Consider the following 12,344-nt stretch of genomic DNA (forward strand, 5'->3'; position numbering starts at 1 on the left):
AGAATTCTGCGGCAATCCGGAGCTTCCTGCCGACCGTTTGGTTGGGTATGACCGCCAGACGCAAACGTTGCGCGGCACGCCCGGCCTTTGCCTGTCAATCTGTGCGTTTTGGCACGGCTAGGACCTGGTCCAGGTCGACATAACACCAGGATTACGTTACACTACGCCTTCGGAGTCCGCCGAACCCCCGTCCTCCGGCCCCACCACCGGCTGCAAGACGCAGAACTTGACAGGCGAGGCGCCCGTTTGCCTGTCAGTTCGTGCGTTTTGTTCCGCCGGTCGCAACGGCACTCTACCTGTCGGAACAGGGCGATCGGGTGGGCGGCCGCGGCCAGGCCCGCCTCCCTCGAGAGGTGGCTGGAGCGGGAGCTCGCCGCCCTCGGTGCCGCCCTGCGGGAACTCGAGAGCGAGGTCACGGTGCTCGATCCCCGTCCCCCGCACCGGGCGGGAGGGGCGTCCCGGCGCCTCGCCCACCTTCTGGGCGCGGCGTGGGGCGGCCTCGAGGGGCACGGGCCCGCCACCACGCCAGGAGAGCGAGGATCGACACGAGGCTGAGCCCGCCGCCGGCCAGGAACCCGGTGGCGACGCCGAACGCCTCGGTGATCGAGCCGGCGAAGAGGGCGCCGATGGGCGTCACCCCGGCGAAGACGAGCGCATACAGGCTCATCACACGGCCCCGGAGTTCGTCCGGGGCCGTCACCTGTAGCGTGGTGTTGCAGCTGGCCGTGAACAGGATCTGCGAGTACCCCATGACGAACAGCACCGCGGCCGCCAGCCCGAACTGGCGCACGGCGGCCATGCCGGCCGCCGCCGCCGACAGGAGGAGGGCCGGCGCCACCACCGCGGCCAGGGGTGGCCTGGAGCGGCCCAGCGCGGCCAGGGTGAGGGCGCCGGCCAGCGCTCCGCTCCCCAGCGCGGCCATGAGCAGGCCGAAGCCTTCCGCCTCCTGGCCCAGGACGTCGCGGGCGAACACGGGGACGGTGACGTTGTAGTTGATCACGAACACGCTGACGACCAGGAGCAGGCTGAGCACCAGGCCCACGAGCGGCGTGCGGAGGGCGTAGCGAAGCCCGGCGCCGATCTCCTCGAGGATCGACTCGCTCCGGCGCGGGCCCGGGAGCCCCTCGGCCCGGATGGCCCGCAGGGCGGCGATCACCGCCAGGAAGCTCAGTCCGTTGAGGAAGAAGGCCGGGGCCACGCCGTACCGGGCCACCAGCAGGCCGGCCACCGCGGGTCCCACGATGCGCGCGCCGTTGAACATCGCCGAGTTCAGGGCGATGGCGTTCATCAGGTCCTCCTTGCCCACCATGTCCACGATGAACGCTTGCCGGGCGGGCATGTCGACGGTGTTGACCACCCCCAGCAGGGTGGCGAGGACGGCCACGTGCCAGTACTGCACGCGGCCGGACCACACCAGGGCCGAGAGGACGAAGGCCAGCACCATGAGCGCCGTCTGCGTGCGGAGGATCAGCCGGCGCTTGGGCAGCCGGTCAGTGATGGCGCCGGCGAAGAGAGAGAAGAGAAGCATCGGGGTGAACTGCAAGGTGCCGATGAGCCCGAGCTTGAGGGGCGACCCCGTGAGCTCGAGCACGAGCCACGACTGCCCCACCGACTGCATCCAGGTCCCCACGAGCGAAACCAGCTGGCCGGTCCAGAACAGCCGGAAGTCGCGGTGGCGAAGGGCCCGCAGACCTGCCGGAAACCGCATCATTCCTGCAGCGCCGACCGGAACCCGGCCGCGCCCGCCCACAGGCCCAGCAGGCAGAAGCCGGCCACCACGGCCGTCGCCAGGGGAAGGCTGACGTCGGCGGGCACGCCGAAGACGAGCTGCCGGAAGGCGGCGACCAGGTACGTGACGGGGTTGAGCCGGGCGATCCAGGCGAGCCAGGTCGGCAGCAGCCCGAGGGGCACCAGGCCGTTCGAGGCGAAGAGGACCGGCAGGTTGAGGAGGAAGATCACGCCGTGGTACGCGCCGGTGGAGGGGGACTTGCTGGCGGCCGCCGCGGCGATCCCCGCGGCCCCCAGCCCGAAGAGGGTCAGGAGAGCCAGCGCGCCGAACCAGCCAAGCGGGGAGCCCTGGAGGCGCGCACCCATCAGAAGCCCCACGACGAGGATCAGGGCCGACTGGATGAGGGCCTTGGTCGTGCTGGCCGCAATGTTGCCGACCAGGATGGCCGGCCGCGGGATCGGCGCGACGGCGTATTCCTTGACGATGCCGCGCAGGCGCTCGTCCAGCAGGGCCGCCCCGCCGGTGACGGCGCCGGCGAGCGCCGTGAGCGCCGCGATGCCCGGGGTGACGAACGGGATGTACCCGCCTGGCCCCGTGAGCTCACCGACCATGCCCCGCATCGCCGCGCTGAACAGCACCATCCAGAGGATCGGCTGCAGGAGCGTTCCCCCGAGTTCCATCGGGCTGCGGAAGAACTTCGTCATCTGGCGCGACCAGATGGTCACCGCTGCGTTCACTCGTCCCTGAGCCTCCTCCCGGTTACCCGCAGGAACACGTCTCCGAGGCTGGGCCGGTGCACGGCGAGCTCCTCGAGGCTGCAGCCGGCCTCCGCCGCCAGGGCGGCGATGCGCGGCAGGCGCCGGCCGCCGTGGTCGACCCCGATCTGCACCTGCCCGTCCGTCACCTGCACGTCCTGGACGAAGTCCTCCGCCCGCAGCCGTTCGGCCAGCTGGTGGAGGTCGCCGCGGCCCGTCGCGGTCACGAGGTCGGCGCCCAGGCCCTCCACCAGGCCGGCCGGGGTCCCCTCGGCGACCACGCGCCCGTGGTCGATGATGGCGACCCGGTCGGCCAGCCGCTCCGCTTCTTCCATGTAGTGGGTCGACAGCAGGACCGTCGTCCCGAAACGCCGGGGCAGTTCCCGCAGGTGGTCCCACAGGTACGCCCGGTTCTGCGGGTCGAGGCCCTGCGTGGGCTCGTCGAGGATCAGGACCTCGGGGTGGGTGAGGAGCCCCCGCGCCAGTTCGAGCCGGCGCTTCATGCCGCCCGAGTACGTGCGCGTCGGGCGTCCGGCGGCCTCCTGGAGCGCGACGAGCTGCACCAGCTCGTCGATGCGCCGGCGCAGCTCGGCGCCCCGCAGGCCGTACAGGCGCCCGTGGTAGTAGAGCACCTCCCGGCCGGTGAGCTCGGGGTCCAGGACGATCTCCTGGAAGGTGACCCCGATGCGCCGCCGCACCTCGTCGGGCCGGGTCGCGACGTCGATCCCCAGCACTCGGGCCGTGCCGCTGGTCGGCCGCAGCAGGGTGGTGAGGATCGACAGGAAGGTGGTCTTCCCGGCGCCGTTCGGGCCGAGCAGGGCGAAGATCCGCCCCCGGGGCACCTCGAGGTCGACCCCCCGCAGGGCCTCGACGTCCCCGTACCGTTTCGTGAGTCCCCGGGCCACGACGGCCGGGGTGTCGCCTCCGGACTGGACGGCACGCCCGTTCCGAACCAAGCGATCGCCCCCTGGTGTCGGTAGCGATAACAGGTACGCGGCGATTGCAACCGCGCCCGGCGCCCCGGGGTCCGCCCCGCCTAATCGGGGAAACGGGCCAGGTGGGTCTGGAGCAGATGGATCGTCTCCTCCAGCATGGGCCGGATCTGATGGCGGAGTTCCGCCAGCACCTCTTCCCCGGCCGGTGTGAGGCGGTAGAGGCGCGTGGGCCGGCCGCCGGCCGGGGGGCCGCCCTGCTCCTCGACGACCCCGGCCCGGACGAGCCTCCGCAGCAGCGGGTACAGGGTGCCGGGGGACGGCTTCCACTTCCCCCGCGTCTCCCGCTCGATGCAGCCGGCGATCTGGTTGCCGTACTTCGGCCCGTCCTGGAGCAGGGTCATCACGTAATACGGAAGGAGGCCGCGCAGGAGGAGGCGGCCACTCAGCTTCGACAGGTCCAGGACCCGCCGCACGTCCGCCGGCAACCCGGCCTCCCTCCCCGGCTGTTGTCGTCCTTTCTTGCCCCTCGGCACTCGTTAGCGATAGTAAACCCCTGGGATGCGCCTGTCAAGGACGATCAACGCCGGACGCTCGCTGCCCGGGGGACCCTACGCCACCCGCAGGGGGGTGAACTGGAGGGCGTCGCAGGCCACGAGGCGGTACTCCACGCCGTCAAGCATCCCCTGGAAGGCGCGCTCGTGCGCCGGCGCACCGTGGAGGTGGCCGTACACGCAGAGGCGCACCCCGGGCGTGGCGGAGAGCACCTCGCTGAACGGCGTGTGCTCGCCCGGGCGGCTCACCGGCGGGTAGTGCATCATGACCAGGATGTCCCCGGCTCCGGCCTTCCGGGCGCTTTCGAGGGAGAGCTTCAGGCGGCCGACTTCCCGGGCGAGGATCTTCTCGTTGTGCGCGGGGTCGTCGGCCCAGGCGCGGTCGTCCGGCAGCAGCCAGCCCCGCGTGCCGCAGACGAAGGTGTCTCCCCACCGGAAGTGGTCGTTCTGGATGAAGTGCACCGTGCGAAGCGGCAGCCGGCGGAGCCGGGAGATCGATTGCCACCAGTAGTCGTGGTTGCCCTGGATGAGCACCTTCGTCCCGGGCAGCGCGTCGATCGCCTGCAGGTCCACGGTCGCGCCGTCCAGGTCCATGGCCCAGGAGATGTCTCCGGGGACCAGGACCAGGTCGCCGTCGGCGACGACCTCCCGCCAGTTGCGGAAGAGCCGCCCGGCGTGGTCCTCCCAGGCCGGGCCGAAGATGTCCATGGGTTTCGGGTCGGCCCCCGAGAGGTGAGGGTCCCCGATCGCGTAGATGGCCAAGAAATCCTCCTCCGGGCGCGTCCGGCGCCGGGCCGGCGGCAGGGTTGCCGCAGGGCGGGAAGATCGCCCCGAATGGTACTACTTCCTGCGAACGGGCGTCAAGGAGCCGCCGGCGTGCGGCAGCAGCAGGAATTCGGCCGGTAGAGAGAGTATAGCGAACCATCACAACTGATAAGGGAGGGATTCTCTTGGCAGCTCCGTCTCCGAGGGTGGAAACCGTTCAGGCCGGCCGGCTCCCCCCCTGGAAGGTGGTGCCCGAGCTCCCGGCGCCGCCCCCGTACAACTTCCGGAACGCGATCAAGCTCATCGGGCCGGGCGCCATCGCCCTCGGCATCTCGATCGGTTCCGGCGAGTGGCTCCTGGGCCCCACGGTGACCGTCAAGTACGGGGCCGGCCTCCTGTGGATCGCGACCCTGTCCATCCTCATCCAGGTCGTCTACAACATGGAGGCCGTCCGGTACACGCTGTACACCGGCGAGCCGATCTTCACGGGGTTCATGCGCACGGCCCCGGGCCCCACCTTCTGGGGGTGGGTGTACTCGATCCTCGCTGCCCTGCAGATCGGATGGCCGGGGTGGGCCCTGACGGCGGCGACGGCGATCTCGGCCGGCATCCTGGGGCGGCTCCCCGACGCCGCCGGCGCGGACCGGGGGATGGTCCTCTTCTGGGGCTACATGACGTTCATCGCCGCCATCGTGATCATCGCGCTCGGGGACAAGGTCGAGCGCACCATGGAGTACGTGCAGTGGTTCTTCGTCGGCTGGATCATCCTGTACCTCTTGATCATCGGCATCTTCTTCGCCCCCGGCAGTTCCTGGGCCATGGTGATCAAGGGCTTCCTCGGGATGGGGGACCGCCTGCTTCCCAACCGAGGCGACTGGGTCTTCATGGGGGCGTTCGCCGCCTATGCAGGCATGGGCGGCCTGGTGAACGGCACCCTCTCCAACTGGGTCCGTGACAAGGGCTGGGGCATGGGCGGCGTGGTTGGCTACATCCCCGCCGTCGTGGGCGGCCACAAGGTCAACCTCTCGCAGACCGGGAGTGTCTTCCAGCTCACGCCGGAGAACCTCCGCCGCTTCAACGAGTGGTGGAAGTACGTCCGCGCCGACCAGGTCTACGTCTGGATGCTCGGGTGCTTCATCGGGATGGCGCTGCCGGCCATCATGACGGTCACCTTCATCCAGCCCGGCACCAACCCGAACCAGTGGGGCATCGCCGCCATGCAGGCGGAGGCGATCGCCAAGGTGTGGGGGCCCGCCTTCTGGTTCCTCACGCTCCTCAACGGCTTCTGGATCCTGTTCAGCACCCAGCTCGGCCAGACGGAGAGCTTCGTCCGCACCGTCACCGACATCCTCTGGGTCGGCAGCGAGCGGGTCCGCAACTGGTCCGGCGGCGACGTGCGGAAGATCTATTACACCATCCTGGTCCTGTTCGCCGGCCTCGGCATGGTGCTCATCAACTTCGCACCGCCGCTCACCCTGATCGTCATCGGCGCCTTCATCTCCGGCGTGAACTTCGTGGTGCTCGCCGCGCACACCCTGTACGTCAATCGCAACTTCCTGCCGGAAGGCGTGCGGCCGCCACTGTGGCGCCAGGCCGTGCTGGTGCTCATGATGATCTTCTTCGGGTTCTTCGCCACCCTGGGCATCCTGAACTCGGTGTTCAAGATCCGGGTGTAGGACCTCTCCGCGGCTTGCAGCCGGCCCGACGAACGGGGCCGGGAGGACGATCGGCAGTCCTCCCGGCCCCCGGTGTGTATGGGCCTCTTCTTGGACGCCATCGCCGACGTGTGGGGGTCGGGAATCTGCCTGCGCACCGCGGGGTCGCGGCGGCGGGCCGGCAACGGTCCGCCGTCGGTCCGGAGCGTGAGCTGCTGTTGTTCCGATCCGGAAACGTACCGCCCCCAGGTGGTCGAGTGGTGAGCGTCACGAGGGGAGGGGGTGACGGGGTCAGTCAGTGTCTGCGTTCCCGTCAGAAGGGTGTACGTCATCACATCCCGCAGTTTTACCTCGCGGGCTTCCCAGATACGGGGACCCGTGACGGGCGATTGTCATGAGGCTGGAGGCCACATGGCCGCAGGCCGCAGGGGGGCCTGGACTTGACACGCCACCGGCCCGCCGCTAGACTGAGGAAAGCAAACGATACCGGAAACTCCCGATGCGGGGAAGAATGGCCCGCGTGAGCGGCTGATCCCAGAGAGGAAGCCCTTGCGGTGAAAGGCTTCCCGGCTGCGGGGCCAGCGCCACCCCCAAGGGCCCGCCGAGGGCCGGTTTCCGACCGGGGGCCGGGTCCGGAGGCGGAGCGGGTGAGCCCGTTATCGCTCGGAAAGCGACCTGACCGGGGGCCGGCGCCGGGAACGGAGCCGGCCGGGGCCTGGGGGCACCGGGCGGGTAAGCAGGGTGGTACCGCGGGTGATGCCCGTCCCTGGAGCGGAGCTCCAGGGACGGGCTTTCCGTTGGGGGCCGTGGAACAGGCCGGCGGGTCCGGGCGGTCCGTCCCCGCGCTTCGCCCGGAGCCGGTGGCGGCGCAGGGGTGCAGAATCTGCAACTTGGCCCCGGGTGCCCGGGTCTTCAGGCGCTTCGCGGGGCTCAAAACGCAGTTGTTGCCCCCCGCGTGGGGTGCAGGAAGTGCAGGCTGTCCTGTTCAGTGACGACCCGCGCCGCTGGGTGGAACCCCACCGGCCGCACGCAGGCGACGCGGACGGGGGCACCGTGTCCCCCGCACCGGAGCCCACCTCGATGGAGCGAAGCCTCTGGTTTGTACGAGGAGGAACCAGGAGATGAAGACCGGTGCCGAGATCCGGCAGATGTTCATCGACTTCTTCAAGGAGAAGGGACACACCCACGTGCCCTCGTCGTCGCTGGTGCCCGCTGGCGATCCCACGCTGCTCTTCACGAACGCCGGGATGAACCAGTTCAAGGACGTCTTCCTGGGTCTGGAGAAGCGGCCGTACACCCGGGCCGTGACGGCCCAGAAGTGCGTGCGGGCCGGCGGCAAGCACAACGACCTCGACGCCGTGGGCCGCACCGCCCGCCATCACACCTTCTTCGAGATGCTGGGCAACTTCAGCTTCGGCGACTACTTCAAGAAGGAGGCCCTCGAGTGGGCCTGGGAGCTGGTCACCTCGCCCCGCTGGTTCGGGTTGCCCAAGGAGAAGCTGTGGGTGACCATCTACAAGGACGACGAGGAGGCCCACGACATCTGGCGGGCCATCGGCCTGCCCGAAGAACGGATCGTCCGCATGGGCGAGAAGGACAACTTCTGGGCGATGGGCGACACCGGCCCGTGCGGGCCCTGCTCCGAGATCTTCATCGACATGGGCGAGGAGCACCGCTGCGACGCCGAGGTATGTTCGATCGCCACCTGCGGCTGCGACCGGTGGCGGGAGTTCTGGAACAACGTGTTCATGCAGTACAACCGCCAGCCGGACGGTACCCTCGTGCCCCTCGAGCGGCCCGGCGTCGACACGGGCCTCGGCCTGGAACGGATGGCCACGATCCTCCAGGGCGTGTGGTCGAACTACGACACCGACCTGCTGCGCGACGTGATCCGGGCCGTCGAGGACCTGTCCGGCGTGCGCTACGACCCCGGCGAAGGCGGCCTGGCCCACCGGGTGATCGCCGACCACGTCCGGGCCTGCACGTTCCTCATCGCTGACGGCGTGCGCTTCTCCAACGAGGGCCGGGGCTACGTGATGCGGCGCATCCTTCGCCGGGCGGTGCGCTTCGGGCGGACGATCGGCTTCAAGGAGCCGTTCATGTGGAAGGTGTCCCGGGCGGTGGTCGACCTCATGGGCGACGCCTACCCCGAGCTCCGGCAGAACCAGGAGGTCATCGAGCGGGAGCTGAGGCGGGACGAGGAGCGGTTCTTCGCCACCCTCGACCGGGGGATGGAGCGGCTGGAGGAGATCATCGCCCACATGCGCCGCGACGGGAAGACCGTGATCGACGGCGAGGATGCCTTCGTGCTGTACGACACCTACGGCTTCCCGCTCGACATCGTCCAGGACGTGGCGAGGGAGCACGGCTTCAAGGTCGACGAAGAGGGCTACCGCCGGGCCATGGAGGCGCAGCGGGAACGGGCCCGGGCGGCCCGGGACGTCACCTACACGGGCGAGCGGCTCCGGGGCCTGGCCGAGAGCCTGCAGGACACGCCGCCCACCGAGTTCACCGGCTACACCGAGCTCGCCCACGAGGCCACGGTCGTGGCGGTCCTGAGCCCGGAGGGCGAGCCCACGGGCGCCGGGGCAGGGGACCGCTGCATCGTGGTGCTCGACCGCACCCCCTTCTACGCCGAGGGGGGCGGTCAGGTGGGCGACCAGGGCGTCATGACCGCGCCCGGCCTGCGCCTGCGGGTGGAAGACACGAAGAAGCTGCCCGCCGGCCACCACCTGCACTTCGTCACGGTGGAGGAGGGGTTCCTCGAGAAGGGCCAGCGCCTGACCGCCCGGGTGGACGCCCAGCGGCGCCTGCACACCATCAAGAACCACACGGCCACGCACCTCCTGCACAAGGCGCTGCGGGAGGTGCTCGGGACCCACGTGCACCAGGCCGGCTCGCTGGTGGCCCCGGACCGGCTGCGCTTCGACTTCACCCACGAGGGGCCGCTCACGCCCGAGCAGGTGCGGGCCGTGGAGGACCGGGTGAACCGGGTGATCGAGGAGGGCCTGCCGGTCGAGTGGACCTACATGCGCCTGGAGGAGGCCAGGGCGTCCGGGGCGATGGCCCTCTTCGGCGAGAAGTACGGGGACATCGTCCGGGTCGTGTCCGTCGGCGACTACAGCCGGGAGCTGTGCGGCGGCACGCACTGCCGCAACTCGAGCCAGATCGGGCTGTTCAAGATCGTCAGCGAGTCCGGCGTGGCGGCCGGCGTGCGGCGGATCGAGGCGGTGACCGGCCGGAGGGCGTACGAGTACGTCCTCGACCTGGAGGACCGCCTCGGCCAGGCCGCCCTGGCGCTGAAGGCCCCGACGCTGGAGGAGGTCCCGTCCCGGCTGGAGTCGACCCTGGCGCTCCTGCGGGCGCTGGAGCGTGAGGTGGAGGAACTGCGGGGGCGCCTAGCCCGCGACGAGGCGCTGCGCCTCCTCGAGGACGTCCGGGAGGTCGACGGCGTCCGGTTCGTGGCCGGCGTGGTGGCGATCGCCGGGATGGAGGACCTCAGGCAGATGACCGACTTCCTGCGGCAGAAGCTCGGCTCGGGTGTGGTGGTGCTCGGCGCCCGCAGCGGGGACCGGGCGAACCTGGTCGCCGCCGCCACCGCGGACCTGGCCGGCAAGAAGGTCCACTGCGGGAACCTGGTGCGGGAGGTCGCCCGCCTCGTGGACGGCTCCGGCGGCGGCCGGCCGGACATGGCCCAGGCGGGCGGCAAGAGCCCGGAGAAGCTCCGGGAGGCGATGGACCGGGTGCCGGAGATCCTGCGGCTGCAGCTCCGGCCGGCCGGGGTCCAGGGGTAGGACGGGTCCGGGGCCCGGACGGGTCCGGGGTGAAGACGGCAGGGTTTGCCTGGGTGGCCGCCGAATACACCCTGGCAACGATATGGGTTGGCGGGCCCCGGGACCGTGGTCCGTCGGGCGGTCCTGCTTGCGGCGGCGTTCGGAAGGCGGTGAGTCCGTGGCTGACAACCTGGAACGGACCCTCATGTGGCGCGGCAGGCCGGAGGACCGGGACCCCGGAGACATCCTGCGCCGGGTGTACGACGCCTTGAAGGAGAAGGGGTACAACCCCGTCGACCAGATCGTCGGGTACCTCCTCTCCGGGGACCCCACGTACATCACGAGCCACAACGGCGCCCGGAACCTGATCCGGCGCGTCGAGCGGGACGTGCTGCTGGAGGAGCTGGTGCGGGCGTACCTGGAGCGGACGCCGGTCGCCCGGTAGGGCCGGGAGCGGGGCGGGCACACTAACGCGGCGAGCAGCCCGGGTGGGCGGCTCAGTTCGGTACCCGGGAGGCCGGCTGCGTGCTGCCGCTGCGCGACTCGGTCCGCACCCGCCGCCGCGCGTGGATGAACTGGCTCCTGGTGGCCGTGACCACCGCCGTGTTCCTGGTCCAGGATTCCGGCGCGGTCGAGCGGGCCGACCTGTTCCGGACCCTGGCGGTCATCCCCGTGCGCATCTTCGACCTGGGGCTCCTCGCCGGGCTCGGGTACTGGCCGCTGTTGACGCTTCTGACCGCGACGTTCCTGCACGGCGGCTGGATCCACCTGCTCGGCAACATGCTGTACCTCTGGGTCTTCGGGGACAACGTGGAGGACCGGCTGGGCCACCTCCGCTACCTCGCCTTCTACCTGGCCGGCGGCTTCGTGGCCAACCTGGCGCACGTGCTGGCCAACCCGTTCTCGAGCATCCCGACGATCGGGGCGAGCGGGGCGGTGGCCGCCGTGCTCGGCGCCTACGCGGTCACCTTTCCGCAGGCCCGTGTGCTGGCGCTGGTGCCCGTCGGGGCGATCGTCCCGGTCCTGCGCGTGCCCGCCTGGGCCCTCCTCGGCCTGTGGTTCCTGCTGCAGCTCTGGGGAGGCATCGCCGGCCCCGGGGCCCAGCCCGTGGCCTGGTGGGCGCATATCGGAGGTTTCCTGGCGGGGATGGGGCTCGTCCGGCTCCTGGCACCCGCGCGGGAGCCGCAGCGAGTCGGGTGAGGCGAGGTCCGTGCGGGTGGCGGGGCTGGACGTGGGCGAGAAGACGATCGGCGTGGCCGTGAGCGACCCCCTGGGCTGGACGGCCCAGGGGGTCGAGGTGGTGCGGCGGACCACCCTGGAGGCGGACCTCGAGCGGCTGCGGACCCTGTTCGCCGGGTACGAGGTCGGCGAGGTCGTCGTGGGGCTGCCCCGGGACATGTCCGGCGGGGAGGGAGCGCAGGCCCGCCTCGTGCGCGAGTTCGCCGACGCCCTCGCCCGGGCCCTGGGGCTGCCCGTCACGCTCTGGGACGAGCGTCTCACCACCGCCCAGGCCACGCGGGCCCTCCTGGAGGGCGACGTCTCCCGGCGCCGCCGGCGGCAGGTGGTGGACAGGCTGGCGGCGCAGCTGATCCTGCAGGCGTTCCTGGACCGGCGGCGCGCGGCCGGCGGGGCGCGACCCGGGCGGTCCGGAGGCGCCGGTGGGGAAAGATAGTGACAGGAGACTACCAGTGGCGGTATCATGAACCTATCTTAGCGAGCGAGTCGAGGTGGTACCGGGTGGCGGAGCACGTGGAGCACGAGCACGACCACGACGCCGACGACGAGATCATCGTGCTCACCGACGAGGACGGGAAAGAGCACGAGTTCACGCTCATTCAGGTCCTGAAGGTCGATGAGAAGGACTACGCGATCCTCCTCCCCAACGACGTCGAGGACGAGGAAGAGGAGGCCGCCGTCATCCTTCGCATCGACCAGGACGAGAACGGTGAGGAAGTGCTCGTCGAGATCGAGGACGAGGACGAGTTCGACCGGGTGGCCGAGGCCTGGGAAGAGATGCTGGACGAGGAAGAGTGGGAAGAGGCCGGGGAGACCGATGACGACGAGGATGAGAAGTCCTGACTCCGCCCTCGCCAGGCTCTTCGGGGGAGCCCTCTGCGGGGGCTCCCCTTCCTGTGCGGGTGGCGGTTCGGCCCCGGATGGCCGCGCGGACGGCCCCGTTCC

11 protein-coding genes are annotated in these 12,344 nt (G+C 70.6%); 6 read left to right on the forward strand and 5 right to left on the reverse strand.

The features are described 5' to 3' along the window. Nucleotides 1-412: 412 nt before the first annotated feature. From caldi_RS03705 to caldi_RS03725, 5 genes are all read right to left on the reverse strand, one after another. Complete coding sequence (locus tag caldi_RS03705) at nucleotides 413-1,711, reverse strand: MFS transporter (protein ID WP_264843766.1); 1,299 nt, start codon at nucleotides 1,709-1,711, stop codon at nucleotides 413-415. Continuing rightward, a complete protein-coding gene (locus tag caldi_RS03710) occupies nucleotides 1,708-2,466 on the reverse strand; it encodes an ABC transporter permease (RefSeq protein WP_264843767.1) in 759 nt (252 codons plus the stop codon). Before caldi_RS03710 ends, caldi_RS03705 begins: the two co-directional genes overlap by 4 nt. Beyond that, entirely contained in the window at nucleotides 2,463-3,440 is a 978-nt protein-coding gene (locus caldi_RS03715; RefSeq protein ID WP_264843768.1) for an ATP-binding cassette domain-containing protein, read from the reverse strand. Before caldi_RS03715 ends, caldi_RS03710 begins: the two co-directional genes overlap by 4 nt. An 80-nt stretch (nucleotides 3,441-3,520) precedes the next feature. Further along, on the reverse strand, nucleotides 3,521-3,904 hold the full coding sequence (locus caldi_RS03720; RefSeq protein ID WP_264843769.1) for a PadR family transcriptional regulator: 384 nt from the start codon (nucleotides 3,902-3,904) through the stop codon (nucleotides 3,521-3,523). A 123-nt stretch (nucleotides 3,905-4,027) separates the two neighbouring features. Then, complete coding sequence (locus caldi_RS03725) at nucleotides 4,028-4,732, reverse strand: metallophosphoesterase (RefSeq protein WP_264843770.1); 705 nt, start codon at nucleotides 4,730-4,732, stop codon at nucleotides 4,028-4,030. 188 nt (nucleotides 4,733-4,920) lie between these two features. Between caldi_RS03725 and caldi_RS03730 the strand changes: the two genes are divergently transcribed. The 6 genes from caldi_RS03730 to caldi_RS03755 all read left to right on the forward strand — a co-directional run bounded on the left by caldi_RS03730 (nucleotide 4,921) and on the right by caldi_RS03755 (nucleotide 12,242). Further along, nucleotides 4,921-6,411, forward strand: coding sequence for an Nramp family divalent metal transporter (locus caldi_RS03730; RefSeq protein ID WP_264843771.1), 1,491 nt, complete (start codon nucleotides 4,921-4,923; stop codon nucleotides 6,409-6,411). Between the two features lie 1,100 nt (nucleotides 6,412-7,511). Further along, a complete protein-coding gene (gene alaS / locus caldi_RS03735) occupies nucleotides 7,512-10,184 on the forward strand; it encodes an alanine--tRNA ligase (RefSeq protein WP_264843772.1) in 2,673 nt (890 codons plus the stop codon). Between the two features lie 184 nt (nucleotides 10,185-10,368). Continuing rightward, nucleotides 10,369-10,608 (forward strand): IreB family regulatory phosphoprotein, encoded by a 240-nt coding sequence (locus caldi_RS03740; protein ID WP_264844723.1) that lies wholly within the window; start codon nucleotides 10,369-10,371, stop codon nucleotides 10,606-10,608. Between the two features lie 80 nt (nucleotides 10,609-10,688). Beyond that, entirely contained in the window at nucleotides 10,689-11,363 is a 675-nt protein-coding gene (locus caldi_RS03745; protein WP_264843773.1) for a rhomboid family intramembrane serine protease, read from the forward strand. 16 nt (nucleotides 11,364-11,379) lie between these two features. Next, nucleotides 11,380-11,835: a Holliday junction resolvase RuvX gene (gene ruvX / locus caldi_RS03750; RefSeq protein ID WP_406568100.1), complete on the forward strand. Its 456-nt coding sequence runs from the start codon at nucleotides 11,380-11,382 to the stop codon at nucleotides 11,833-11,835. 65 nt (nucleotides 11,836-11,900) lie between these two features. Then, a complete protein-coding gene (locus caldi_RS03755; protein WP_319951794.1) occupies nucleotides 11,901-12,242 on the forward strand; it encodes a DUF1292 domain-containing protein in 342 nt (113 codons plus the stop codon). The last annotated feature ends 102 nt before the right edge of the window (nucleotides 12,243-12,344 follow it).

The organism is Caldinitratiruptor microaerophilus, from assembly GCF_025999835.1.
GTDB lineage: Bacteria > Bacillota > Sulfobacillia > Symbiobacteriales > ZC4RG38 > Caldinitratiruptor > Caldinitratiruptor microaerophilus.